Raw genomic sequence first — 25,583 nt, 5'->3', positions numbered from 1 at the left:
AACCGCAAGAGCCAAATACTATTGACTAGAAGTGATTGAAGTCAGCTGTGTAGCAGTGATCTTAGCGTAAGGGCTTTTATAATATGATCTAATAAGGTCATGTAATACAAATGAAAGTGATGAATGGAAATGTCTACTAATCCTGATCACTCCAAGATTTGGATCAAACACATCAATCATCTGATTAACCATGTTAACTCTCACTGCAATGACGTGATTTCCAGAAAGAGAATAAGCAAATCCTGCTCGACCACGAAATGACAAAATTAACATAAACGAACTTATCGGCGTTTCCAATATGGTCGAACAAAAACTATACAGCTTCCTATTATATATATATTCACTCATTATTTCATTCGATATAGTTAACTTTATATTCTTTCCTTTGATTAAGTCACTCGCTTTAACTTTATGCAAACTTGAAGTTTTTGATGGTACATGAATTTGCAGAGACATATCTTTTCTCATTAAATGTCTTTTAAAATATTCGCTTTTTATTTTTTTATAAAAGTCTTCCATTGTCGGATAGTATTTTAACCAATAAACTGAGAGCGTAGTACATAAACCTTTTGCAATATAAGCCTCGGACAATATATCTTTACCTTCTTCTATAACAGCATCAATATAATCTTTCTGATTAAAATAATAAATAACATTTATTCCCAGCTCATGCCATCTAGCATAAACGTTATTCATTGGTTCTTTGTATGGCATGTGATTACCTAATCGGTTAAATTTATTTTAATACCTTAGCAGAAAAGAAAGATTAACACTTTCCTTCATTTGGTTGTAATTCATGAATTGCACACAACTACACCACAACAGATGATGGGAATTACTTACCAAGTGGACTGAATGGATATAATCCAGCCATCATTGTCCAAAATAGGATCGTTGAGCCACCAGTTACTGACAACTTAATGACGATGGATCTGCTGGCAGTTAATTTCTTCTAATTTGAAGGTTTTTTTTGTCTAATGTAGTTTTTGTGATAATAAAAACCTAACCTCTATATGATCATACATGACTTAAAAAACTATGCCATTGACTTAATTGACGTGTATTGCGTAGCTGTTATGTTTGCATATTTGTGCTTATAAAAAGATCGAATCAAATCATGAAAAACAAAACCTAAAGCTGTTGGAAACCACTTAGTTATTCTGACTACCCCAAGATTTGGATCAAATAATTCAATGTAACCATCAACCATATTGATTCTAATTGCCATGGCATGGAATCCTTCATTAATTACGGCATTATCATGGAAGCCGACTATCAAAAGATATGAAGAAATCGGCGTTTCAATTAATTTTTGACAAAAACAAAATAATTTCTCATTAAAACAATATTCATTCTTTGGAGACATAAAGAAAGAAAGCTTCACCTCGCCACCCTTAATCAATTGCGTTTCTTTTATATCATTTAATTTTTTAGATTTAGAAGAAACAAAAAACTGAATTCCTATATCTTTTTTTGCTAAGCCGCGTTTAAATTTTTTATCTTGTATTTTAGCGTAAAAATCAGCCCAGGAAGGATAATACTTTAACCAATACACCGACAATGTTTTACATATTCCACCATTTACATAAGCACCAGATATGGTTCTATTTTTACCTTCAACATAATCATCAATATAATCAGCCCCTTGGTTAAAAGGTTGTATCAGGCTAGCACCCAGCCATTCCCATCTGTCAATTACTAAGTCCATACTTTGCTTATAGGGCATTTTATTTCTTAAATTTTAATTATCGAATAGGTTACAGCTTTAGCTAGCATTAGTTTTTTTTCAATTAGAAAGGGGCAAAAGCCCCTATCTAAGAATGCAGACTACAAAGTCAGCAAGTACTGCACCATATCATCCACTTCATCAGCTGAACCAGCACACCATGGGTGTGGCGCGGCAGGCATACCAATTGGACCGGCGGTTTTCATTTCATCAGGACCATACTCAGCCCGCATTTTTTGATAATCCCAGTAGTAGAAATTAGGATCCCAATCAACGCTTGAGAAATACTTGTGACGCTCAATAAACCGGTTAGATTTACGACCGGCAATAGTGTCAGGTGATTTCGGCACCCTAAATACATCACCTTTTCGGTTATGTGCTGGATATGGCTCAGGATGGTCTGCACTACCCAGCGCTGGGTAATCAGGCTGGTGCAATGTGTAGTACTGGTTATACAAATCTGAACCTTCTTCACAACGTGCTGGATCAACTAAATCTTCTAGGTTTTTCACATGGCCATCACTTAACAAACCACGGTGTGAGTTCCAGTAAAGGTTACGTAAGAAAGTCGCTCGAATTGACTGAGTTTCTTTCTGGTAAATGGTCGGCGCAAAGAAACGTCCAACCTTATCCAAACGAACCATCTTCTCGGTTGAATAACCACCAAACGCATCTTTGTGACATGATGCACAAGCCGCATCAAAGCTTTGCTTGCCCCGGTCAACTGCTTGCACAATCGCTGGGTAGGAAGTCAAATCGTTTTGTACAAACAACCCTTCTCCCGGATCCAAACCTATTTGACCATTCAAACGCCCTTTCCACTTCAACCAACGATACATACCGAGGTTTCGCAGTAAGTCATCGTTCTCATCCAACTCAGTCATATAAGAAGTCAGTGCTTGCAAGGGCTGGCGATACATTGCGCCCATTGCACCATCTGGCTCTTCCGAATGAATGTAAGAACCTTCAAAGCCTACATAAGATTCAGTGTGCGATAACGAGCGGCGAATCATCATGTAATTAGTGACGTTTGGAATCACAATCGGCGAGAACTGATAATCATTGTCGGTCAGACTACCTTCGCCATTTCCCCGAACCAGATTATGCTCACCAGCACCTTGTGGCATGCTATAAAGCAATGCGGTTTTATTGATATATTTCTTGCCAGAATCCCAAGAAGGGCCTTCTTCACTAGCAACAATACCTTCAAATTTATCCAGCAAAGTCCACTTCATACTCCACAGCGGATTCGTCATACCAGGGAATACTTTAGTTTCCATTTGGCCCGGCGCTGCTTCATATGCAATTTTATAACCATGACAAGATGCACAGTTAAAGCCAATGCGTTCGCCCTTACCTTTATATGGCTGGTTTGATTCAGCATAACGATAACCAGCCCAACCGGAATCACGCGTATTACCCTTAAAAAACTGGGGCTGCGTGTTTAAAAAACCAGGAATCGGATTTGGCATTGGGTAGCGATCAAAATACACATCATCAATCGCTTCGCTCGGCACTTGTCCTGCAACTGTCGGGTGAGCACCAAACAACTTGGTTGGATCTGCAATCTCACCGGTGACTGGATCTTTTGACTTATAATCAAAAATTTTCGTCCAATCGAGATTACGAACCGAGTGCGCAGTACCTATGTTGTAGTCATAACTCCAAAAGACTTGTCGTCCTTCAGCCAGCCAGTTATCAAACTCAGGGTTATTCACTATCACAGCGATTGGCACTGCGCTTTTAGGGTCACTTAACGTAGAAACCACATCACAATCATGCTGAAATTCATCATCAATAATTCGTGAAGTTAATGCATTAATTACGTTATGCGATTCACCGGGACGAATTAACGACTCCAAATAGCCGGTACGTTTTTGTACCTGCAAAATTAATGGGCCGCTACTCGCATGCTCTGGAACCTTAAACTGCACTTCATTTTCATTCCAGGATTTAATGTTTTTTGGCCAAGTATCTTGTATATCTGGCGTTTCGTAATTCACTTGATCAGAAATCGCCAGCTTCTGCTGATACATCGTCAGATCGGTTTCCAAAATTCTGGTTTTTCCGATCATAATTTTACTGAAATCGGTATCTGTCCCTTTGCCTAAATGGTCACCACGTAAGGTAACGATATCTCCAGGTGCTAGCCCTGGTGCTACTTGGTTACTCGAACCGGGTTGCCATACTAAAGTACCATTAACTAGCATTTCGGAAATAATTGGGGTCTCAAAGGAGGCCGCTGAAGCTGCTCGCTCAACTTCACGTGCTGCATCAAAACTACATATTTCTTCTTGGTCCGGGAATTCTCCGGGCAGCTCGCCACAACCGGTAACGGTTGCTAGCACTGCAAGTGTGATTGATACGGTTAGGGATCGCATCTTACTCTCCTGAACTCGTTGTTTTTATGATTAAATCATTGTGGCTGGCAAAGTTATTGGTATAGTTTCACCAGCTCTATAAGTTTGAGCAGTAGCTAAAACACGCTCAATTACAAATCAGGCCAGCGTCAGCCAGGGAAAAGAAAGGAATCTGGGAGGCGTTAGCTTCACGAGGCCAGCAAACACTAATCGATCGAAATCTAATTAGCGTTTACAGCCCCTATAACAATAAAAATGAAGCGGAGGAGACCATGGATTTCTCCATTAATCTGGTTCGAGGTTTGGTTGATGTGTTACAACGCCTTGGCGTTGCTCCTGACTTTTACTTCAAACAAGCAGGTTTTGATTCTCTCAGATTAGAAAACCCAGCAGGGCGGGTCTGTGAATCTGAATATGATCGCCTACAGCAAGTTGCTCTAAATCTTTCCAATACACCGTCATTGGGAATTGAAATGGCCAAGCACTCACCACAAGGGACTTTTGGTGTGTTGGCTTACCTAGTACTAAATTGCAGCACTTGGCGCGAAGCCATTCGTATGACCAGCCGTTTTTACCGTTTGGTTTGTGATTACGAAGCACCGGTTCTGGAAATTGGTGAAACTCATTCGCGCCTCATTTATAGCTTTTCTAAATCAAATCTAGAAATTAACCGATTACGCAGTGAATTTGGATTAACTCGCCTGGCTCTCATCGCCAAAGCATTTCAGAGCAATGACGATCACGATTTATCTATAGGTTTTTGCCATGTTCGTCCCAGATATATGGAAAAATATTCTGAATGGCTGCCCTGTAACATAGAATTTAATCAGGATGTCTATTTCCTAAAATTCTCCAATTCATTGTTAGATAAAAAACAACCTTTTGCTGACCCTGAAGTTGCGACTATTTTAAAGGAACAGGCAGAGTCAATGCTCAGCAGCCTTCAAGGTTATTCTGGGCGATTGGGAGAAAGTGTAAAAGCACTGATCCGCCAAAAATATATTGGTAGAAAACCCGACCTAGAATCAGTTGCCAGTTACTTTCATTTAAGTGGCCGTAGTCTACGCCGCAAGCTGCAAGAAGAAGGCACAACCTTCGGTGCACTTGCCGATGAAGTCATGTCTGCCGTGGCACAGCAAGCGCTAAAAGACCCCGAACTATGTATTAAAGAAGTGGCTTACCGAATGGGCTTTTCTGAACCCAGCTCCTTCCACCGGGCCTTTAAACGCTGGACCGGAACTACACCTCAGGAGTGGCGACGAGATCATCAAGCCGGTGCGACACCAGAAGCAAGAGTAGAAACAAAAACAGCGGGCTTGGAAAAAGCTTGAAAATCTGAAAAGATGGTGGGTTGATAAAAGATAGTGATTAAAAAACCGCAATCGATTTTGGTTGCGGTTTTTTTTGCTTTGAAAATTAGTGTTTAGAAGCATAAGGATCGTTTGAAACCAAGCTTTAGTACCTCACTTTATTTACTGACACATTAATAATTAACTTAAAGTTAAACTACATAACAAAAAATTTAATCATTGGAACTGCAATTGATGTCGCTCATCCGATCAGATCAGTTTTTATTACCGAAAATCTTCCAAAACAACTAACTCAACAAGTAAACTAAAAGTTCTGTGATTGCACTCAGCTATATCATAATCTTTTTCGTGGGTAGTTTCGCAAAAACACAACTACCGATCACGAACTAAAAAAACATAGACATATTTCTTAACTGTCTAGCGACTAGAAAATACATTTCAAAAATTGGAAAAGCTACTCAAGGAGGGAGTCAATATCATAAAAATTCAGCAGGACTGCCAATATGAAAACACTCGCTATAAATGGTTCAACTATTGAATCATTAAAAACCAGAGGCTTATCATTAAAATCTTTTCCTGGGCATTATGAAATAATCAAACTACTATGTGAGCCAAAACTATATAATGAACGAAAATCTAGAAATGAAACGACCATTGATTTTTTGAAAGATGATCCTAGCACTTACTTTTGTCATAAATTAATAACTATCAATTTAGGTGATAATATTTTAGGTTATCTCGAACTAAACTTTGAAAACGACAGAGAGCTTCATTTAGAAACAGTACAAGTCGCAGATAATTCTTTAAGAAAAGGCTATGGAAATTTACTAATACTTTTACTTATAATTATTGGACGATTAAATCCATTTTCTAAAATAAGTCTGACGGATGTTTCAGAAATTGAAGGCCTCTATGAAAAATATGGATTTATTCTGATAAATCCTAAATCAAGCCGATATGAATTAGACTTAAGATCAGGAATTACAGGAGACTTACTAAAGAGGCTTGCTAAAGTTCAATTGCAACCTTTCGATAATAAAATTATAAAACATATTTCTGATTTTGATCCTTCTTTATAGCAATTACCCTATAGCAATTACGCTATAGGGTAATAAAAGAACAGCAAAGTATTACAGCTGAGGGCCAGCCGCTACCAGTGCCTTACCTTCGTCATTATCGGTGAACTTGGCAAAGTTCTTGATAAAACGACCGGCAAGATCTTCTGCCTTGGTTTGCCATTGCTCCAGATTCTCGTAAGTATCACGAGGATCTAAAATACCGCTATCGCAGTCATGCAATGCCAAAGGTACTTCTAAATTAAACAGTGGAATATGTTTGGTTTCAGCTTTCTCGATTGAACCATCTAAAATGGCATCGATAATAGCTCGGGTATCTTTAATAGAAATCCGTTTGCCAGAACCATTCCAACCGGTATTAACCAGATAAGCTTCTGCACCAACTGCTTCCATTCGCTTAACCAGCTCTTCACCATACTTGGTTGGGTGCAAGGTCAAGAACGCGGCACCAAAACAAGCTGAGAATGTAGGCGTAGGCTCAGTAATACCACGCTCAGTACCGGCTAGTTTGGCAGTAAAGCCAGACAAGAAGTGGTACTTGGTTTGCTCAGGGGTAAGCTTGGAAACCGGTGGTAAAACACCAAAAGCATCTGCAGTTAAGAAAATAACTTTCTTAGCGTGACCGGCTTTTGAAACGGGCTTAACAATATTTTCGATGTGATGGATCGGATAAGAAACCCGAGTATTTTCAGTTTTAGAGCCATCGTCAAAATCGATTTTTCCATCTTCTGTTACCGACACATTTTCCAATAACGCATCACGCCTAATTGCATGATAAATATCTGGCTCAGCTTCAGCAGATAAATTAATCGTTTTCGCGTAACAACCGCCTTCAAAGTTGAAGATACCGTCGTCATCCCAACCATGCTCATCATCACCAATTAGCTCGCGCTTTGGATCAGTTGACAGGGTGGTTTTACCGGTGCCAGACAAGCCGAAGAAAATGGCGGTGTCACCTTCTTTACCAACGTTTGCAGAGCAATGCATTGAAGGCATGCCGCGCAAAGGCAGGTAGTAATTCATCATGGCGAACATGCCTTTCTTCATTTCGCCGCCGTACCAGGACCCACCTATAACCTGCATTTTTTCAGTCAAGTTAAATACGGTGAATACTTCTGAATTCAAGCCTTGTTCTTGCCACTTGTCATTAGTGGTCTTAGAGCCATTCATAACAATGAAGTCCGGCTCGTAAGTTTCTAACTCCTCAGCAGAAGGTCGGATGAACATATTAGTTACGAAGTGCGCCTGCCAAGCTACTTCCATAACAAAGCGTACTTTTAAACGAGAATCTGGGTTGGCACCACAATAGGCATCAACAACAAATAAGCGCTTGCCGGTGAGCTGATCAGCCACTCGACTTTTAAGGTAATCCCAAGTTTCAGCTGAAATGGGTTTATTGTCATTTTTTGCTTTTTCGGATGTCCACCACAATGTATCGCGGGTGACGTCATCTAAAACAATATATTTATCTTTTGGGGAACGACCGGTAAAGATGCCTGTATCGACAGATACTGCACCCATTTCAGTTACAATACCTTTTTCGAAACCTTCAAGATCTGGACGAGTTTCTTCTTCAAATAACTGCTCATAAGACGGATTATGAATAATTTCTTGAGCGTCAGTAATGCCGTAATTATTTAAATCGGCTTTTACCTTTTCCACGAGAGTAGCCATCTGTTTCTCCTGGTAAAAAAAAGAAGTTTGTTATTACCGTTAAAAGTCTGGTTATTATTTTATCTCGAAAGTGGTAGTTATATAAGACTTGAATCAAATGTCTTAGCAACATATTAATAAATGTCTTACCAATTACTCATTTTCGCTGCGCAGGTCAATATTTTCATATTTTACTGAGATTTTTAAAATCAGCTTTTTAATCTATTAAATCGGTTATTTTTCGCTTTTTAAACGAATTATTCCCGCACTGTCACCTGAGCGTTTTTTCTCATTCGTTTTGCAACGAAGTTCGGATTCGAAGTTGCTAAAAAGCGAATACTGCTTTGAACACAACCTGAATCTAACCCGAAACCAGACTGAATGAAGAAACCCCACTGAACCAGAAGGTTAGTTCTGGCAGCCAGCGGGGCTTATTATACATAACTAATCTGAAAATCCGGTGATTGTGAAATAAAAATAATGAATATTCATCATTCATCGAATCAAGATTACTAATTTGCCAGTCTCAGTTATCTAAGCTTATTGCTGTTTGGTATAGCAAGCTAAATCATATTCAAACCTGCATCTTCTATCTGATGTGCCACTTCAAAGCGACTAAAATTCACTTTGAATTCTTGGCAAAGATTTTCTGCTGCTCTTAAATAGCTCACCTTATCTGGCCATGCGTTGGCTGGATCCAAATCCAAAGGATCAATACCTTCTATCGCGACAGGTACTTGTAAATCGATATGATCCAAAGAATGGAATCCTTGCTGTTCTAGTTCACCACTTAAAATAGCCGTAATTATTGTGCGGGTTTGCTGCAAGCAATAACGCTTACCAAGTGGATTACCACCGTGGCTTGCACTTGGCACTCCGCCTTTCCAACCGGTGTTTACCATATATACTGTGGTTTCGCTGGATTCTAATTTATTGAATAGTTGTTCAGCATAAATACCGGCAGGACGTGGGAAGAAAGGTGCACCAAAACAACTAGAGAAGGTTGGCGTGTAGCCATTGTTATGGTTTATTTCTGAATCTCCAACGGTAGCGGTATATCCACTCAGATAATAATAAGCCGCTTGAGCTTTATTTAAACGAGTGACCGGAGGAAGTACTCCGCTGCAATCACAGCTTAAGAAAATTAATACGTCAGGCTGCCCAGCAACTGGCGGCTTAACCCGATTTCTAATCGCAGATAGCGGGTAGGTCGCCCGAATATTTTCGGTAATTCTGATATTAGTGAAGTCTGGCTCACCATGATGGTCGAGAACCGCATTCTCTAGAATAGCACCTTGCTTGATCGCATCAAAAATGACCGGCTGTTCTTCTTCAGTAATAAATGCACAGCGGGCATAGCAACCATTTTCCAGGTTAAATACCCCATCATCGCTCCAGCCATGCTCATCATCACCGATTAAATCTCGGCCATCATCTGAGATCAGGCAGGTTTTACCTGTAGCAGATAAGCCCAGCATCATGGCGACCTTGCCATCTTTATCTTGGCTGGCAGCAGCATGTAGCGGCAAAACGCCTTTCATGGGCAGCAGGTAATTTTGAACTGTGAAAATAGCTTTCTTGATTTCAGCGGCATAATGCATACCGAGTAGTAAAATACGCCGACCTGAAAAATCAATAATAGTCGCCGCATCGCTATGTACGTGATCTCGCATTGGGTCACAAACAAAACCTGGCAAGCAGAGCATTTCCCAATTGCTTTGCTCAATTTCAGGCCGAACCAGTAAGTGGTCAGCTAACAGCTGGTGCCATGCCAGTTCAGTAGTAATTCGAATATTCAAACCATGCTGGGTATGTTGTCCACTGCGCCAAATGCCACTGTAGCTTTCTGGCAATTGCTGTAGATAATCTTCCGCTTGCAGCCATAAATTATCAAAATACAACGGCTCCATTGGCCGATTCACTTCACTCCAGTCAATGGCTTGTTGTGCCTCACCTGGATGACAAACAATAAACCGATCTTGCGGTGAACGGCCGGTTCTTGGCCCGGTATTTACCACCAGACTTCCTTGCTTGGATAATTCGCCTTCACCTCGGCTAATCGCCTGCTGTAACAGTTCAGGAGCAGTCAGATTGATATGGCAAGCGTGGGCAGAAACGGTTTTTTCATGTTTTGCGGCTAGCTGTGATGCGGTCATAGTCATGGCTGAATACTTCTACTGTTGAGCAACATGCTTATATCTCAAATTGCTTTGGGTATAAGTAGCATGCGCTAGGTTTCATGTAGATGATCATCTGACTGTGCCGTTGCTGTTTGCTGGCTCAAGCTAGATGGTGGATCATCTGGAAGCGTTAGCAATTTTGGTTTGACCATTTCAGATTATCTTTCACGAACATGGAAAGAAACGAAAACGAACTTTGAAAAGATGACCGAAAAGCGTTGTTTTTTTCTGAGCAATCGTAGTACATTAAAAAGATTTGTAAGATATTGCCACAATTGGAAAAAGTATAATTTAAGCCGTTTGTGAAATGTATCTAATATCAAATAGTTAACGATAAGATCACTCTGATACTTGAAAGACTTAACCAACTGAAAAACAATAATTTTGTTTTTTTATGTTTTTTTTGAAATGATAAAAAAAGCCTGCTTGTTTTTAATAAAACAAAGCAGGCTTTCAGATAGTGCTTTTCCAGCTGTCGCTTGATCGACTTTTTAGGGAAAAGGCGATTATTATAAATGCATTATTACGGCGGCATTCTTTATTTAGCAGCTTTCAAACTGGTCACATCAAAACTGTAAGTCTGATTACAGTACTCGCAGTTAGCGTGAATCTGTCCTTTTTCATCCTGAATTTCATCTAGATCCGTTTCAGACATTGCAGATAAGCTAACGGCCAAACGCTCTTTTGAGCAGCGACAGCTAAATTGAATTGGTTTAGGGTCAAACAATCTGACACCATATTCGTGGAACAAGCGGTGCAATATCACGCTTTCAGGCAAGTGCAGTAACTCTTCTTTTTTCAGTGTTGCTGCCAAGGCCACCACGGTATTCCATAAATCACTTTCTTCGGTGGTTACATCTGCTGCTCTGGCATTATTTGCGCTTTCTGGCATTGCCTGCAGCATAAAACCAGCAGCAATTTCACCATCACAAGCCAATTGAATATGGGTCGGTAATTGCTCAGAGCGCTGGAAGTAGTCTTCTAGGCATTTGGCCATATCTGGTTTTTCTAGTGGTACCAAACCCTGCCATGGTTCGCCTTTTTCAGGCTGCAGCGTAATAACCGCTTGGCCTTTACCTAGCAAATCGATCAACTTGCCTTTCTTTGGCATGTCTTGATAGCGAGCAACTGCGCGCACCTTGCCATCGCTCGTGCATTCAGCGGCCAGAATTCGTAAATTGCCCTGCCCCTGAAATTGTAAAATTAACTGACCTTCAAATTTAATCGTGGCGCTTAGTAGAGATGCCGCAGCCATGGCTTGGCCAATCAGCTGATTAACGATTGGTGGATAATCGTGGCTAGCGATTGCCTGTTTGTAGCTCTTGTCCAGCTGAGTGATTTCACCTCGAACTTGGCTACTTTCAAATAAGAAACGGTTCAACTGGTCATACTGAATTTGTTGCGTCATAACTGCGGTCTAGTCCAATAAATTACTAGGTCTGTTCACTAAAAATAAACATGGCCCGATTAAGAATTCTTGAAACGATCCAACTGGCGACGATCACGCTTAGTCGGACGTTCATGCTGCTGGTGCATATTAACCAATTTACGTTCCTGAGCTTTAGTCTCACGAACTTCAATACTTTTGGCTGTTTCTTGATAAAGCTTTTGCGCTTCAGGGGCTGGGCCACGTCGATCATGAATCTTCATGATATGAACCGTTTTACGATCAAAACCCTGAACCAGTTGTACTTCGGCATTCAGTTCTATGTGGCGACTCGCTTTTACTCGAGCACCATTATAATGAACCTTGCCACCCTCTATTGCGTCTCTGGCTAGCCCACGGGTTTTATAAAATCTCGCTGCCCATAGCCATTTATCTAGGCGAACTTTTTGCTGTTCCATTTCTGATTTCCAGCAATCACAATTGCGGTAGATTATACCCAAACCAGCTCAAGATGCAGAACTGCCATCTTGGACTGGTTTGGTGAATATATGAAAGTAGCTAGCCGTTGATTGAAATATGAAAAAAATAATCAAAAGCCGCTTGGATAAACTCATACTGTAGCTGATTAGAAACAGTCTCCGATTCGCCCTGACCTGCCAAAAACTGTGCTTTAAATCACCTTGAGAGATTTAGTCTGTCGCCATTATTGCCAAGCTGGCAGTTACGGCACATCTTTCATGTATGTGGCAACAACATGGCAATAACAGCTGCAACTGCTCTGACGAATAGGTCATAAGATCCTTTTGTGGTAGGGACAACTGCTAAATAAATCTGTTAGGCTTGGCTGCTCATTTTAGGGATCAATATAACTGCATGAAGCTGGCAGATAACGCTAGGGCTTTAGTTGCCGGTTCAAATCGGTGGCCTACTCAAAAACTTACACTTCCTATCAGTCTGCTGCTGGGTGTTGGCTTATGCTGGCAACTTGCCCAGACCACTTGGCTATTGCTGCCACTTCCACAACCGGAAGTCACTGGTAATACGCACAATGTATCGATAGTTTCTCAGGTGAAAAACAGCAATCAAGGGCCAACTTTGGCATCTGTTGCATCGAGTAGCTTGTTTGGAAAAGCCGACGTAACGGCTAAAGCTTCTCAGCCTGAACCCAAGCCGATTGAGCCCGTTCCCGATGACATTCCAAAAACCACATTAAACCTGAAACTATTTGGCATCATTACTTATGATGATCAAGGTAATGGTTCGGCGGTTATACAGGGCAGCGGTAAACAAAAGCATTACAGCAACGGCGACCAAATTAAAGGTAGTGGCTCGGTGGTTCTGCATTCGGTATATGCCGACAAAGTCATCTTAAGTCGCAACGGAAAGCTGGAAGCATTGGAGTTAAGCCGCAAGCTAGCGGCCAAAAATAGCCCAAGCACCAGTAAAAATCGCTCTAGCGCATCAAACAGCAATAATTCTAACGCCAGAGTCATAGATAAGCGTGGCGACAGCTCGCTGACCAATGATCTAGCTGGAATTAAGCAAAAGCTATCTGAAGATCCTTTATCCGTTATTAATCTAATTCGCGCGACGCCTGTATTTAAAAGCGGTCAACTACAAGGCTTTAGAGTGAGTCCTGGCAGTGATCGTCAATTATTCCGCCGCGCCGGATTAAGACGAAATGATCTAGTTACTAATATTAATGGTGTGCAATTAGATGATCAGCAAAAAGCGCTAGGCTTATTAGCCGACATCCAGCAAGCATCAGAATTATCGATATCGGTCGAGAGAAACGGTCGACCTCTTCAACTTACTTTCTCTCTGACCAATTAATTTTGCGATCAGGCGACATTACAGGAGCAAAGCCTGCAGCCATGAATTCAAAGCTACTTAAAAATTGTTTTGCAGCAGGTGCTTTGGCACTGTGCTTGGCAATCTCATCACCCGCTATGGCTCAGGCCGGAGAAGGCTGGACCTTAAATCACGATAATGCTGATATTCGAGCTGTGATCGGTCAGGTAGCAGAAATTACTGGTAAGAATTTTGTCATTGACCAACGCGTCAAAGGCAAGATTACCGTTATTTCTAACACCAGCATGGGCAAGAACGACGTTTACCAAGTATTCCTGTCGATTCTGCGAGTTCATGGTTATGCCGCAGTAGAAACCGGTAATGTCATTAAAATCATTCCTGAATCGGGTGCCAAGCAAGACAGCGTACCGGTACTAGATGCCAACAGCAGCAGCAGTAATAGTTCAGGCGATAACGTGGTGACTCGCGTATTGCAGGTAAATAACGTTGCAGCAGCACAATTAGTTCCGATTCTGCGTCCATTAGTACCTCAACAAGGTCACTTGGCAGCTTATCCGCCTACTAACGTTATTATCATTTCTGATCGTGCCGCCAACATCGAACGACTGACCAATATTATTCGCCGTATCGACAAAGCTTCCGATGAACAAGTTGATGTAGTTCGGCTAGAAAACGCTTCTGCTAAAGAAGTGGTTCGGGTGGTTTCTGATTTATATAAATCAACCAATAAAGGCAGCCGTTCTAAAAATGCCACACCTAAAATGGTGGCTGATGAACGCACTAACTCCATTTTGCTTACCGGTGATTCTTCAGACAAATTACGCCTAAAGGCATTAATTGCCCATCTAGATTCACCACTGGAGCAATCGGGAAATACCCGTGTTATCTACCTGAATTACGCCAATGCTGAAAACCTGGTTAAGGTATTAACCGGCGTTAAAGATTCACTAAGTAATAAAAGCAGCAAGAAAAAAAGCACTGCCAACAGCAAAGAAGTCAGCATTTTATCTGACGAAAGCCTCAACGCTTTGGTGATTACTGCACCACCGGCTTTAATGCGTTCACTACAAGATGTGATTCGTAAACTGGATATTCGCCGCGCTCAGGTTTTGGTTGAAGCGATTATTGTCGAGCTAGATGAAACGCAAGCTGACAGACTCGGTGTTCAGTGGTTATTTGATGGCACCCCAGGCGGTTCAGGCCCAGTCGGTTCAATCAGTTTCGGTGGTCAAGGTTCTATTTTAAGTCTGGCGGGAAATATTGCATCAGGTAACGCTGCAGGTGCCGCGAGCGCTTTGGGTGAAGGTGCCGGTATTATTCTCGGTGACTTTAACCGTAAGGGTATCGATTTTGGTGTGTTAATTAATGCATTAAAGGGCACTGGCGCTGGTAACATTCTTTCTACTCCTTCTTTAACCATGCTGGATAACGAAGACGCTGAAATTATTGTTGGCCAGAACGTTCCTTTTGTTACCGGTTCTACCACCAGCAGCACTAACACCAATCCTTTCACGACGATTCAGCGTGAAGATATCGGTATCACATTAAAAGTTACCTCTCAAATTAATAAGGGTAACTCGGTGCGAATGGAGATAGAGCAAGAAGTCTCTTCACTGGCACCTTCTTCTACTGGTGCATCTGACTTGATCACCAACAAGCGTTCAATTAAAACCACCGTACTGGTCGATAACAACCACACGATTGTTTTAGGTGGTTTGATTCGTGACGATATACGTGAGTCCGTTTCTAAAGTGCCACTGTTAGGTGATATTCCATTCCTCGGTGCGTTATTTCGTTATCGCAGTGTCACCACCAGCAAATCGAATTTGATGGTATTCATCAAGCCAACCATTATTCGTGATGCTGAAACACAGAATGGTATCTCGGCGTCTAAATACGGTTATATTCGCCAGCAATTACTCAATCAAAAATTCAATGACAAGCCTTCCAGTTTTAATGCTGAAGAATTATTACCAGCATGGGACGGCGACCCATTGAAGAAGAAATCTTTTGTAACGCCAGAAGCATCCTCTAAGCAGCCGGAGGCTGTGAATGAGTGATCTGCAGCAAACACCGTTAGCTGACCAGCCGCAGTTTGAGCGGCCTGGTTATAACTTTGCCAAGCGCCACGGTATTTTGGTTGAAGAAGGTCAGCAGTATTTACACCTTACTTGTCGACCTGGTGCCAGCGCAGAAATTCTGGCGGAAATCCGCCGGGCAGCTGGCCAGCCAATTGATATTCGTCTGGTAGAAGATCAGCAAGCTTTTGAAGACCTGCTAGCTCGCGCTTATGAAGGCGATACCGGTGGCTCACGCCAAGTTATGGAAGGACTAGATGATTCGCTAGATCTAGACCGAATCGCTGAAGAAATTCCGGAAACTGAAGATCTGTTGGAACAGGAAGACGACGCACCGATCATTCGTTTGATCAATGCACTGTTAACCGAAGCAATTAAAGCCAATGCTTCCGATATTCATATCGAGACCTATGAAAAACGTTTAATCGTTCGGATGCGGGTTGATGGTGTGTTGCGTGAAGTACTGCAACCTAAACGTTTGCTGGCACCGATGCTGGTTTCTCGTATTAAGGTAATGGCCAAGCTGGATATCGCTGAAAAGCGCGTACCACAAGACGGTCGTATTTCTTTGAAAGTCGCAAGCCGTGCAGTCGATGTTCGTGTATCGACCATGCCATCAAGCTACGGCGAACGAATCGTATTGCGATTGTTAGACCAAACCGCAGGCCGACTCGACCTAAATCATTTGGGTATGGATCCGGCAACCCGCGATCGAACTCACGATTTATTGCATAAACCACACGGCATTTTGCTAGTAACCGGCCCAACCGGTTCTGGTAAAACCACCACCTTGTATGCTGGTTTAACCCGACTCAATGACAGCGTTCGTAATATTCTAACGGTTGAAGATCCGGTGGAATATAACTTGGAAGGCATTGGCCAAACCCAGGTGAATTCCAAAGTTAAAATGACGTTTGCCGCGGGTTTACGCGCTATTCTGCGCCAAGACCCGGATGTGGTCATGGTCGGTGAGATTCGAGATCTGGAAACCGCAGAAATTGCAGTTCAGGCATCGTTAACTGGCCACTTGGTATTGTCTACCTTGCACACCAACTCGGCTGCCGGTGCAGTAACACGATTGCAAGACATGGGCGTTGAACCCTTCTTGCTGTCATCCAGTTTGCTCGGTGTTTTAGCCCAGCGATTGGTGCGGGTGTTATGTAGCGATTGTCGCCAACCTTACAGCGCTTCTGAAAGCGAATGTGAATTGCTGGGTGTTGAGTCTAGCCACCCACCGTTGCTGTATACAGCGAAGGGTTGCGAAAAATGTAACGGGCTGGGCTATAGCGGTCGAACCGGTATTTATGAATTGATCGTAGTTGACCGAACCTTGCGCCAAATGGTGCACGATGGTTCTGGTGAACAAGTTATCGAAGACTACAGTCGCCAACAGGCTCCAAGCATGCGTCAAGATGGTATCCGCCGAATTTTAGCGGGTGAAACGACCATCGAAGAAGTACTGCGGGTTACCCGGGAAGGATAAATAGCATGGCGGCTTTTGAATACACCGCAATGGATCAGCGGGGCAAGCAGCAAAAAGGCGTGCTTGAAGCTGATTCGGCCCGACAAATCCGCCAGCAGTTGCGTGACAAAGGCTGGCTGCCAACCGCAGTTGATCCTGTTGCCGAGAAGAAAACTTCTACTGGCAGCAGTTTTAGCCTGGGCGGTGGCACCAAGCTTAAAAGCACTGAACTGGCTTTAGTTACTCGTCAGTTATCCACTTTAATTGTTTCTGGATTGCCGCTGGAATCTTGTTTGCGGGCAGTTTCCCAGCAATCAGAGCATCCTCGAATTACCAGTGTAATGACCGCGGTTCGCTCTCGGGTTTCTGAGGGTTATACCTTGGCCAACTCACTGGGTGATTTTCCCCGTGCATTCAATCCGCTTTACCGAGCCACCGTGGCTGCCGGTGAAAAATCTGGCCATTTAGGCCCAGTGATGGAGCGATTGGCCGATCACACAGAAAACGGCCAAGCACTAAACCAGAAAATTAAACTGGCTTTGGTTTACCCAATCTTGCTAGTTCTGGTCGCCTTTACCGTTTTAGGTGTGCTGCTGACTTATGTGGTGCCGCAAGTGGTTCAGGCATTTTCTGATTCCGGGCAAGACCTCCCCGGTTTAACCATTGCTATGCTGCAGCTCAGCCATGCTTTTAAAGCTGGCTGGCCTTACCTAATAGTGGGAACAATCGGCGGTATATTTCTCTTCAAAAGAGCCATGCGAAAGCGCAGCTTCCGTTTAAAATGGCATGTGCTTCTTTTGCATACCCCGGGGATTAAAAAGTTTGTCCGTGGTGCCGATGCCGCTCGTTTTGGCAGAACACTAAGTATTTTGGCCGGCGCTGGTGTGCCCTTGCTAGAAGCAATGGGCATTGCTTGTGAAGTGTTATCTAACGAAGTAATTCGCGATGCAGTGGTCGATGCAACTAAACGAGTTCGCGAAGGTACCAGCCTAAAAGTTGCCCTTGAACAAACTGGTTATTTTCCACCAATGATGCTGCATATGATCGCCTCAGGCGAACAAAGTGGCGAGCTGGAAAACATGCTAGAGCGTTCTGCAGTCAACCAGGAACGAGAACTAGAAACCACCATTGCCATCTTACTCGGCGTATTTGAGCCGGCAATGATTCTGGTAATGGGCATGATGGTTGCCCTAATTGTTTCCGCAATTCTGCTACCCATTTTCGAGTTAAATACTCTGGTCGGTTAATTCTTTTTAAGACCAGAAGATAAACAGCAATAGGTGTTTTATGAAAAATTTCAGTCGCAATAAGGGTTTCACCCTGATCGAATTGATGGTGGTGGTCACCATTCTGGCGATTCTGGTGGGCATCGTTGCTCCACGAATTCTTGATAACCCAGACAAAGCACGAGTTGCCGCGGCTAAAACCGATATTGCCAACCTTGAGCAGGCACTGCAGTTATACAAGTTAGATAACTTCAGCTATCCAAGCACTGACCAAGGCCTGGAAGCTTTAGTCACTAAAGCGGCGGGTTCTCCTGAACCAAAGAATTTTAAGTCTGGCGGCTACATGCCTCGCCTGCCTAAAGATCCATGGGGCAACCCATATTTGTTCCTCAGCCCAGGTGAACAAGGCGAAATTGATGTCTTCTCTTATGGCGCTGATGGCGAGCCAGGTGGCGAAGCTGCATCTGCTGATATCGGTAACTGGAACCAGTAATTGACCGACTTATCTCATCGGCCACAGAAACGATTCAAGCAGGCTCAATCAGGTTTTACCCTGCTTGAACTGCTGGTGGTCACTGTGGTGATTGGAATACTCGCCGGTTTTGCCTCATTGGCATTGACCGGCGATCGTCGTGCTGAAGAACTAGAACGAGAAGCCGATCGAATTCAGGCATTACTGACGCTGGCGCGAGACGAAGCTTTTATTCAGCAAAAGTCGATGGGCATGTTGTTCTACCGCGAAGGCTACCGATTTCTAGAGTCAGCCGACGGCGCCGAATACAACGCTTTCGATGAAGGCCAATGGCGTGAGCGGCAATGGCCAGAAGATTTACAGATTCAATTGTCAGTTCACGACACAACCGTGGTACTCGAACCACTAGAAAAACTGCAAAAAATAGCCAAGCAAGCCAAGCAAAAGCTTAAACCGCAGCTACAAATTCATGGTGATGAGTTGGATCTATTTAGCTTGTATCTGGCGCTGGATGACGACTTCTCTAATTCAGATACCGACCAAACGGGTTGGAAGCTTGCATTAGATGAACAAGGCGAAATGAAACTGGAGCAATCTTCCAGTGGCTTCTAATTCTCTCACTTCAAAAAGCCGTCATTCACTGCAAAGTCGCACTAAAAAATCGCTTGGTTTTACTCTAATCGAAGTGATGGTGGCAGTGGTGATCGTTGCCAGTGCACTGGCTGCGCTCGGTGGTGCTTTAGGCCAACAAGCCGCAGGTGCCAGCTACCAAAAACAGAAGATGCTTTCCCATTGGGTGGCCATGAACAAAGCCGTTGAATTGAAAACGCTTGGCAGTTTCCCACGTTTGGGTAAAGACACTGACCGGGCTGAAATGGCGGGTCAGGAATGGCAAGTCGAGCTAGAAACCGTCAAAACACCCGCTAATGACGTTCGCCAAGTTCAGATCAAAGTCCGACTGAAAGAAGACCAAGATCCTTTAGCAACGGTGGTGACCTATGTTCAAAAGAAATAGGTTAGCCAGCCAACAAGGCTTCACTCTGATAGAAGTCATGGTCGCGGCTGCGATTTCAGCTTTTATTCTGGTGGCTAGCTATTCGGTACTCACCCAATCTTATCGCGGGCAACAAATTCTTGAAGTGCAGCTGGAAGATATCCGCCAACTGCAATCTGCTTTTGCTTATGTTCAGCTAGATATTGAACAAGCAATTTCTCGACCCATTGTTGATGAATTTGGTCAAATGCAACCCGCATTTACTGGCGGGCTAAAAGCCGATCAACTAGTCGAGCTAACTCGCTCCGGTTGGCGCCATAGTGATCTTTTGCCATTAAGTAATCTGCAGCGGGTCGGTTATCTACTGGAAGATGAAAAACTCTATCGGCAAACTTGGTATGCACTCGATGGCCGCGAAGGCGAGCCTAGAAAACGTCCTTTATTGGATGGCGTAAAAGAATTAGAGCTGGAATTTCTCGACAGTAGCAGCCAATGGCAAAAACAATGGCCTGTCAATCAAGGTGATCTAAACAGCTTGCCTAGAGCAGTGAAGTTGGTCATGGAACTGGAAGGCTATGGTGAGATTACTCGCTTCTTTCGGGTGGAGAGTGCCCAGTGATCGGCATTAATAGCAAACATCACCAGCAAAAAGGCGCAGTACTCATTACCGCTATTTTGGTAGTTTCTCTCGTCGCCATCATTGCCACCACCTTAATTCAGCAACAAAGCCGCATGGTTCGCTTGGGTTATTCGCTACGCCATATGGACCAAACCTATTTGTTTTGGGATCAGTACGAGCGGTTTTATCTCGGTCAGATGGGCGATTTGCTAAAGCAGAATGATTTCAATGTGGCCAAGGTCGATAACCTAATTAAGCAGCAAGGCGGTGCTTTTGCTTCTGGCGGTGATGATGAATTGGTTTGCCTGCGCCAAGAACTGGAAGAACAAGGCATCACGATTAACATCGAGGGTCTTGCAGCGGTCGATATTCAAGGGCGATTCGATTTAAACAGCCTGCGCAATACCAATGGCACGATTGATCCAAATAAATTAAAAATTTTGCAGCGATTGCTGGTAGCAATTGAAGATTACGTCAATTTGCCGCCCTCAATAAATTCAACGAATCTGATTAACTCAACAAGCCCAACTGGTTCACAACCCACCCAAGATCCTTTGGAATTGGATGAGCAAGTGATTGCAGATTCAATTGCCGACTGGATGGATTCCGACAGCACAGCCAAAAGCTATGGTGCTGAAGATGATTTTTACCAAGGGCTAGATATTGCTTATCGGACGCCAGGCAACTGGATGACCGACATCAGCGAGTTAAAGCTGATTAAAGGAATTGCCGACCAAGAAGATGATGCTATTAGAAGCAGAATTTACCAAGAATTGTCTAAACACATTACGGTGCTGCCAACAGTGATCAAATCTGGGCAGAATGGCACAACTCAAACGCCACGAAATGCCAAACTAGATATCAACCGAGCCAGTATTCCAGTGTTGCAATCACTACATCAGAACTTCAGCAGCAATGATGCTTTAAGACTGCAAGATGGCCGGGGCACCAATGGCTACAAGAGCCTTGATGATTTCTGGAAAGAAGTCGCGGTTCAGAAAACAGAAGATGAAATTAAACAAGCTATTTCACTTGGAGTGGAAGGCCAGTATTTCTTGGTCTGGGGAACTTTAGCTACCGGACTAGGCCGAGCGCCAGCTTCCAGCCTGCTAGAAGTCGATAAACAGGGCAAAGTAACTACCCTGTGGCGTTCACGAATGTTTGAGAGGAAACCAAGTTGTCAACTTTAATCGTCAGGCTGGGTGAAAGCGCCAGCTGGGCACTCAGCGGAAGTGGCAGCCTTAATGAAGGCTTTAAACCACTGCGCCAAAGCGATAAAAACCAGCTCTCTGAACTGGCCTCGCAGCACCCAGTAACTTGTCTGGTGCCGGGCGAAGCGGTCGCATTGCAAAAACTGCAAATGCCAGCGCAACAACTTCGTCAGGCCAAGAAAGCACTTGGTTTTGTCATGGAAGATCGAGTGGTTGGTGATATCGACCAATTACACTTTGTTGCCGGCAAAGAACGCCGGGATCATCTTCCTGTGGCAACCGTCGATTGTGCCCAGATGACAAACTGGTTGGAGATAGCCGCGGAGCTTAATCTGCAACCGGCTTCAGTCTGTCCAGATATGCTGGCACTGCCATGGCAAGAAGGTAGCTGGAGCATCGCCATTGAAGGTGAGCGCAGCCTGCTAAAAACCAACAATGATAGCGGCCAGGTTATCGATACGATTGCTTTAGCTGACTTGCTAAAACTGATGCTGTCACAACCGAAAGCAGATGAAGAAGCTGAGCAGCAACCCGCCTTATTAAACCAGCCGACAGAAATTATTGTTTGGGGTGGTGATCAACCGATTATCGATGCGATTCGAGCATTGTTACCTGAGTCAATCGGCTTTAAACACAGTGCCCGTGGCTGGATGCCCGCAACTAACTGGATTGCTCCGTTGGAATTACGCCAGGGTCGTTTTGCACCCCAGGCGAAGATCGGAAAATTATGGAAACAGTGGAAAATCGCGATAATTATCGGCGCAGTTTGGAGCCTAGTATGGCTGACTGGCCAAGGTTTCCATCTACTGCAATTGCAGCAACAACAGCAGCAATTAGATCAGCAGATTGTCGATACTTATCGCACCGCTTTTCCACAATCTCGCAACGTACCTAACCCACGCTTGCAGATGGAGCAAAAGCTCAAGCAATTACGTGGCGGCGTTGAAAGCGGTGATTTCCCATTGCTCATGAGCGGCACTTCCAAAGCACTAGTGTCTGAAAAAGATTTCAAACTAGATCGAATTAACTTCGATGCTGGCCGGGGTGAATTACGCCTTGAGCTGCAATTAAAAGATCTTGAGCGCGTTGAAGAACTGCGCAAAGGAATTGCCAACCAGGGTTTGAATGTTGAAGTGAAGCGCGCCACTCGTGCTGATACGGGTGTCGATGTCCGAATTGTGATTCGGAGGGGCAGCTGATGAATGAACTAGTCAACACACTTCAACAGCGCTGGAATCAACTGGCCAAACGCGAACAGCAACTGGTCGGCTTTGGTGGCAGTGCTCTACTGATAACTTTGCTTTATCTATTAATTATCGAGCCTCTAGTACTTGGAGTGTCCCAACTAGAAAACAAAGTCGAAAAACAGCAAAGGCTCAAAGTCTGGATGGAGCAATCTGCTCTTGAAGTAAAAGCGCTTCAACAAAATGGCGCAGGGGCAACCCATTCTGGCAGTTTGCTGCAAATGGTGTCTTCTAGCTCTCGCCGTTTTAAGGTCCGTCCTAACCGAGTTGAGCCGCAAGGCCAAGCGGTTCAAGTTTGGCTGGAAGATGCGATCTTTGACGATGTTTTGCGCTGGCTGGACCATTTAGCCTCCACTGGCATTCAGGTAAACGGCATGAGCCTGAACCGTGAAGAAGCTTCTGGTAGAGTCCGCGGTCGAATTAAGTTGCAGGCAGGATAATGAAACAAGTGATTAAATACGGTTTGCTTGGCCTGCTGTGCTATTTAGTACTGCTGATTGCCACCATTCCAGCAGCACCGGTGATCTATCAAATTCAGCAACAAGTACCTCGCACTTTCCAAGCGGGCGGCGTTAGCGGCACTTTATGGAATGGTAAAATTGCTCAGGTTGTCGCTTCTGGTGAAACCCTGGCCAATATCCGCTGGGAAGTAAAACCGCTTTCTTTATTCACTGGTGAACTGGCAATTAAGCTGCGTGCCGGTGATAAAGAAGAATGGCTCGATAGCAAAGTAGCTGTCTCTTTCTCCGGCGATGTATCGGTTGAAGATACTCAAGCGCGCTTAACCTTTAACCGCTTCCGCCGCTTCTTACCCGGCGGCATTGATGCTGATGGTGTATTCCGGCTCGACCTAGAGCATCTAGCACTGGTTAATGGTAAGCCCGAGTCTTTTAAAGGTGAGCTGAAATGGCGCCAAGCTAGTTTATCCACGCCTTTAGCCCGTCCTGAACTGGGTAACTTGACGCTTCAATTAACCGGCAACGGTTATGGTAAAGGCGCGAAATACCAAGGCACACTTAAAGATGACGGCGGCCCACTCGGCGTTGATATCAAACTTGAGCTAAGCGACCTAGATAAATACAAGGTCAAGGGCATGATTGAGCCACGGGATAACTTCGATCAGCCAACACGCCGGTTAATTAGCGGCTTTTTGCCTAGCGATAACAATGGCAAGTTAAAAGTCGATCAGCGTGGATCTTTGAAGACGTTGCAGCAGTTTTTGTAATACCAGCCTTAACTATTAAAGCCTCTTGACAGCCAATGCCAAGAGGCTTTTTTAGGGACAGAGATAACCCACCGTCAACCACTTATCTATTACATAACGCAAAATTTAAAAATTACGTTGACTTGATAGATCTAAGACTTAAACTCAAAAAATAGAAATTAAGTTTAGGTGTGACATGGCTAGAATCAGAATCCCAGCTCCTATTGAAGAACTTGCCAAAAAGTTTACACCTGAGACATGGGCTCCATTGCTTTCCAAATATGGCGCAACCTCACCAGATGGCGAATACCTTCATTGGGACAAGTTCAAATGGAAAGTGGAAAAAGGCGATAACGAAGAAGCTGCTTGGCTAGCCACCAAGGTCGCTAGGAGCACTATTGCCAAGCAAATTAACTTGCTATGCGCAGATAAAGAACAAAACAAGTTTATCTATTGCGTTCCCGATTCTCTATTTGCCAGATTGCACCATATTGATAAAATCACCGGTGGCGGCCATGCCATTAGCGATGCAACGTTTGCCACCTCCAAACAGAAAGACAAATTTCTGGTTCAGAGTTTAATGATGGAAGAAGCGATTACTTCATCTCAACTAGAAGGGGCATCGACTACCAGAAAAGTCGCCAAGGAAATGTTGCAAACCGCTCGGAACCCCAAAGATAAATCTGAGCAGATGATTTTTAATAATTTTCAATTAATGAAAAAGGTATTTGAATTTAAAGACCAATCATTATCTATCGATCTGATTTTAGAATTACATCAGATCGCTACTCACAATGCGATTGAAAACAATGCAACGCCAGGTGAATTCAGAACTGATAATGATATTACTATTTCTGACATGTATAACGAGATAGCCCATGAACCACCGTGCTATCAATCGCTTCTGGATAGAATGAATGCTCTGTGTGAATTTGCCAATGCAGATAATTCCGAAAGCTCTACACAGTTTGTTCACCCAGTCGTAAAAGCAATAATTTTGCATTTTATGATCGGCTATATTCATCCGTTTGGTGATGGCAATGGCAGAACGGCTCGGGCACTTTTTTATTGGTTTATGCTTCAATCGGGCTACTGGCTATTCGAATATGTATCTATTAGTAAGCTGATACAGGAAAAGAAAAGCAGCTATGATAAAGCATTTTTATATACCGAATCCGATCAATTTGACTTAACATATTTTATTTATCAACAAGCAGATATTATCCAGCAAGCTATTGGATCTCTTTATTCGTATATCGAAACGAAAAAGAGTGAATTATATCAATTTTCTGAATGGCTAGAAAACAGTCGAATTTCAAAACAGTTGAAGCATGGACACAAAGAAGTACTTAAAGATGCAATAAATCAACCTGGAAAAACTTTTACTGCAAAACAAGTAGCTAATGAATTAGATGTCAATGAAAATACTGCGAGATCTTATTTAAATAAACTGGCAGAAGAAGAGCTATTAATACCAACAAAAATAAAAAAATCTAGGACTATTACTTATATAGCACCAGCTAACCTCAGAGAAAAACTGGAGCTCTAATACGAGCATTATACCCGGCG

At 43.4% G+C, this 25,583-nt stretch carries 22 protein-coding genes; 15 read left to right on the top strand and 7 right to left on the bottom strand.

Annotated features, from left to right (window positions below):
* Positions 1 to 18: 18 nt before the first annotated feature.
* The 3 genes from DC094_RS14345 to DC094_RS14335 form a co-directional block, all read right to left on the bottom strand.
* On the bottom strand, positions 19 to 714 hold the full coding sequence (locus DC094_RS14345) for a hypothetical protein (RefSeq protein WP_116687817.1): 696 nt from the start codon (positions 712 to 714) through the stop codon (positions 19 to 21).
* Positions 715 to 1,036: 322 nt separating this feature from the next.
* Positions 1,037 to 1,708, bottom strand: coding sequence for a hypothetical protein (locus DC094_RS14340; protein WP_116687816.1), 672 nt, complete (start codon positions 1,706 to 1,708; stop codon positions 1,037 to 1,039).
* A 119-nt stretch (positions 1,709 to 1,827) separates the two neighbouring features.
* Complete coding sequence (locus tag DC094_RS14335; RefSeq protein WP_116687815.1) at positions 1,828 to 4,107, bottom strand: hypothetical protein; 2,280 nt, start codon at positions 4,105 to 4,107, stop codon at positions 1,828 to 1,830.
* Between the two features lie 251 nt (positions 4,108 to 4,358).
* Here DC094_RS14335 and DC094_RS14330 point away from each other — a divergent pair, with 251 nt between their 5' ends.
* Together DC094_RS14330 and DC094_RS14325 are read left to right on the top strand one after the other, a co-directional pair.
* Complete coding sequence (locus tag DC094_RS14330; protein ID WP_116687814.1) at positions 4,359 to 5,417, top strand: AraC family transcriptional regulator; 1,059 nt, start codon at positions 4,359 to 4,361, stop codon at positions 5,415 to 5,417.
* 482 nt (positions 5,418 to 5,899) lie between these two features.
* The gene (locus DC094_RS14325) at positions 5,900 to 6,475 is read left to right on the top strand and encodes a GNAT family N-acetyltransferase (RefSeq protein WP_116687813.1); all 576 of its coding nucleotides are present in this window, start codon (positions 5,900 to 5,902) and stop codon (positions 6,473 to 6,475) included.
* 51 nt (positions 6,476 to 6,526) lie between these two features.
* Here DC094_RS14325 and pckA read toward each other — a convergent pair whose 3' ends face one another.
* The 4 genes from pckA to DC094_RS14305 form a co-directional block, all read right to left on the bottom strand.
* A complete protein-coding gene (gene pckA, locus DC094_RS14320) occupies positions 6,527 to 8,146 on the bottom strand; it encodes a phosphoenolpyruvate carboxykinase (ATP) (protein WP_116687812.1) in 1,620 nt (539 codons plus the stop codon).
* Positions 8,147 to 8,688: 542 nt separating this feature from the next.
* On the bottom strand, positions 8,689 to 10,287 hold the full coding sequence (locus DC094_RS14315; protein ID WP_116687811.1) for a phosphoenolpyruvate carboxykinase (ATP): 1,599 nt from the start codon (positions 10,285 to 10,287) through the stop codon (positions 8,689 to 8,691).
* A gap of 556 nt (positions 10,288 to 10,843) precedes the next feature.
* Positions 10,844 to 11,713 carry an Hsp33 family molecular chaperone HslO gene (gene hslO / locus DC094_RS14310; protein ID WP_116687810.1) on the bottom strand — a complete coding sequence of 290 codons (870 nt, stop codon included), beginning with the start codon at positions 11,711 to 11,713 and terminating at the stop codon, positions 10,844 to 10,846.
* 59 nt (positions 11,714 to 11,772) lie between these two features.
* Complete coding sequence (locus DC094_RS14305) at positions 11,773 to 12,150, bottom strand: RNA-binding S4 domain-containing protein (protein WP_116687809.1); 378 nt, start codon at positions 12,148 to 12,150, stop codon at positions 11,773 to 11,775.
* Between the two features lie 415 nt (positions 12,151 to 12,565).
* Here DC094_RS14305 and gspC point away from each other — a divergent pair, with 415 nt between their 5' ends.
* From gspC to DC094_RS14240, 13 genes are all read left to right on the top strand, one after another.
* Positions 12,566 to 13,525, top strand: a complete 960-nt coding sequence (gspC, locus tag DC094_RS14300; RefSeq protein WP_116687808.1) for a type II secretion system protein GspC — start codon at positions 12,566 to 12,568, stop codon at positions 13,523 to 13,525.
* A gap of 41 nt (positions 13,526 to 13,566) precedes the next feature.
* Positions 13,567 to 15,564, top strand: a complete 1,998-nt coding sequence (gene gspD / locus DC094_RS14295; RefSeq protein ID WP_116687807.1) for a type II secretion system secretin GspD — start codon at positions 13,567 to 13,569, stop codon at positions 15,562 to 15,564.
* Entirely contained in the window at positions 15,557 to 17,065 is a 1,509-nt protein-coding gene (gspE, locus tag DC094_RS14290) for a type II secretion system ATPase GspE (RefSeq protein WP_116687806.1), read from the top strand. Before gspD ends, gspE begins: the two co-directional genes overlap by 8 nt.
* Positions 17,066 to 17,070: 5 nt before the next feature.
* Positions 17,071 to 18,291 (top strand): type II secretion system inner membrane protein GspF, encoded by a 1,221-nt coding sequence (gene gspF / locus DC094_RS14285; RefSeq protein ID WP_116687805.1) that lies wholly within the window; start codon positions 17,071 to 17,073, stop codon positions 18,289 to 18,291.
* A gap of 40 nt (positions 18,292 to 18,331) precedes the next feature.
* Entirely contained in the window at positions 18,332 to 18,763 is a 432-nt protein-coding gene (gspG, locus tag DC094_RS14280; RefSeq protein ID WP_116687804.1) for a type II secretion system major pseudopilin GspG, read from the top strand.
* Positions 18,764 to 19,354, top strand: a complete 591-nt coding sequence (locus DC094_RS14275; protein WP_116687803.1) for a prepilin-type N-terminal cleavage/methylation domain-containing protein — start codon at positions 18,764 to 18,766, stop codon at positions 19,352 to 19,354. It begins immediately after the preceding gene.
* Positions 19,344 to 19,757 carry a type II secretion system minor pseudopilin GspI gene (gspI, locus tag DC094_RS14270; protein ID WP_116687802.1) on the top strand — a complete coding sequence of 138 codons (414 nt, stop codon included), beginning with the start codon at positions 19,344 to 19,346 and terminating at the stop codon, positions 19,755 to 19,757. Before DC094_RS14275 ends, gspI begins: the two co-directional genes overlap by 11 nt.
* Complete coding sequence (gspJ, locus tag DC094_RS14265) at positions 19,741 to 20,355, top strand: type II secretion system minor pseudopilin GspJ (RefSeq protein WP_116687801.1); 615 nt, start codon at positions 19,741 to 19,743, stop codon at positions 20,353 to 20,355. Before gspI ends, gspJ begins: the two co-directional genes overlap by 17 nt.
* Positions 20,352 to 21,545 (top strand): type II secretion system minor pseudopilin GspK, encoded by a 1,194-nt coding sequence (gene gspK / locus DC094_RS14260; protein ID WP_116687800.1) that lies wholly within the window; start codon positions 20,352 to 20,354, stop codon positions 21,543 to 21,545. The genes gspJ and gspK overlap by 4 nt, the downstream gene beginning before the upstream one ends.
* Positions 21,533 to 22,765 (top strand): type II secretion system protein GspL, encoded by a 1,233-nt coding sequence (gspL, locus tag DC094_RS14255; RefSeq protein WP_116687799.1) that lies wholly within the window; start codon positions 21,533 to 21,535, stop codon positions 22,763 to 22,765. Before gspK ends, gspL begins: the two co-directional genes overlap by 13 nt.
* Positions 22,765 to 23,250 (top strand): type II secretion system protein M, encoded by a 486-nt coding sequence (locus DC094_RS14250; RefSeq protein WP_116687798.1) that lies wholly within the window; start codon positions 22,765 to 22,767, stop codon positions 23,248 to 23,250. Before gspL ends, DC094_RS14250 begins: the two co-directional genes overlap by 1 nt.
* Positions 23,250 to 24,035: a type II secretion system protein N gene (locus DC094_RS14245; RefSeq protein WP_116687797.1), complete on the top strand. Its 786-nt coding sequence runs from the start codon at positions 23,250 to 23,252 to the stop codon at positions 24,033 to 24,035. The genes DC094_RS14250 and DC094_RS14245 overlap by 1 nt, the downstream gene beginning before the upstream one ends.
* 175 nt (positions 24,036 to 24,210) lie before the next feature.
* A complete protein-coding gene (locus tag DC094_RS14240; protein WP_116687796.1) occupies positions 24,211 to 25,563 on the top strand; it encodes a Fic family protein in 1,353 nt (450 codons plus the stop codon).
* Positions 25,564 to 25,583: the final 20 nt, after the last annotated feature.

The sequence above is a fragment of the Pelagibaculum spongiae genome, assembly GCF_003097315.1.
Classification (GTDB): Bacteria; Pseudomonadota; Gammaproteobacteria; order Enterobacterales; family Pelagibaculaceae; genus Pelagibaculum; species Pelagibaculum spongiae.
This window is presented reverse-complemented; position numbering and strand designations above follow the sequence as displayed.

What these genes read in the sequence shown, in the direction of transcription:
- hslO (WP_116687810.1), bottom strand. Translation starts at nt 11,713, where the DNA reads ATGACGCAACAAATTCAGTATGACCAGTTGAACCGTTTCTTATTTGAA.
- DC094_RS14345 (WP_116687817.1), bottom strand. Translation starts at nt 714, where the DNA reads ATGCCATACAAAGAACCAATGAATAACGTTTATGCTAGATGGCATGAG.
- DC094_RS14315 (WP_116687811.1), bottom strand. Translation starts at nt 10,287, where the DNA reads ATGACTATGACCGCATCACAGCTAGCCGCAAAACATGAAAAAACCGTT.
- gspJ (WP_116687801.1), top strand. Translation starts at nt 19,741, where the DNA reads ATGTTCAAAAGAAATAGGTTAGCCAGCCAACAAGGCTTCACTCTGATA.
- DC094_RS14325 (WP_116687813.1), top strand. Translation starts at nt 5,900, where the DNA reads ATGAAAACACTCGCTATAAATGGTTCAACTATTGAATCATTAAAAACC.
- gspF (WP_116687805.1), top strand. Translation starts at nt 17,071, where the DNA reads ATGGCGGCTTTTGAATACACCGCAATGGATCAGCGGGGCAAGCAGCAA.
- DC094_RS14250 (WP_116687798.1), top strand. Translation starts at nt 22,765, where the DNA reads ATGAATGAACTAGTCAACACACTTCAACAGCGCTGGAATCAACTGGCC.
- gspC (WP_116687808.1), top strand. Translation starts at nt 12,566, where the DNA reads ATGAAGCTGGCAGATAACGCTAGGGCTTTAGTTGCCGGTTCAAATCGG.
- DC094_RS14330 (WP_116687814.1), top strand. Translation starts at nt 4,359, where the DNA reads ATGGATTTCTCCATTAATCTGGTTCGAGGTTTGGTTGATGTGTTACAA.
- DC094_RS14340 (WP_116687816.1), bottom strand. Translation starts at nt 1,708, where the DNA reads ATGGACTTAGTAATTGACAGATGGGAATGGCTGGGTGCTAGCCTGATA.
- DC094_RS14305 (WP_116687809.1), bottom strand. Translation starts at nt 12,150, where the DNA reads ATGGAACAGCAAAAAGTTCGCCTAGATAAATGGCTATGGGCAGCGAGA.
- gspD (WP_116687807.1), top strand. Translation starts at nt 13,567, where the DNA reads ATGAATTCAAAGCTACTTAAAAATTGTTTTGCAGCAGGTGCTTTGGCA.
- gspE (WP_116687806.1), top strand. Translation starts at nt 15,557, where the DNA reads ATGAGTGATCTGCAGCAAACACCGTTAGCTGACCAGCCGCAGTTTGAG.
- DC094_RS14335 (WP_116687815.1), bottom strand. Translation starts at nt 4,107, where the DNA reads ATGCGATCCCTAACCGTATCAATCACACTTGCAGTGCTAGCAACCGTT.
- DC094_RS14240 (WP_116687796.1), top strand. Translation starts at nt 24,211, where the DNA reads ATGGCTAGAATCAGAATCCCAGCTCCTATTGAAGAACTTGCCAAAAAG.
- pckA (WP_116687812.1), bottom strand. Translation starts at nt 8,146, where the DNA reads ATGGCTACTCTCGTGGAAAAGGTAAAAGCCGATTTAAATAATTACGGC.
- DC094_RS14245 (WP_116687797.1), top strand. Translation starts at nt 23,250, where the DNA reads ATGAAACAAGTGATTAAATACGGTTTGCTTGGCCTGCTGTGCTATTTA.
- gspG (WP_116687804.1), top strand. Translation starts at nt 18,332, where the DNA reads ATGAAAAATTTCAGTCGCAATAAGGGTTTCACCCTGATCGAATTGATG.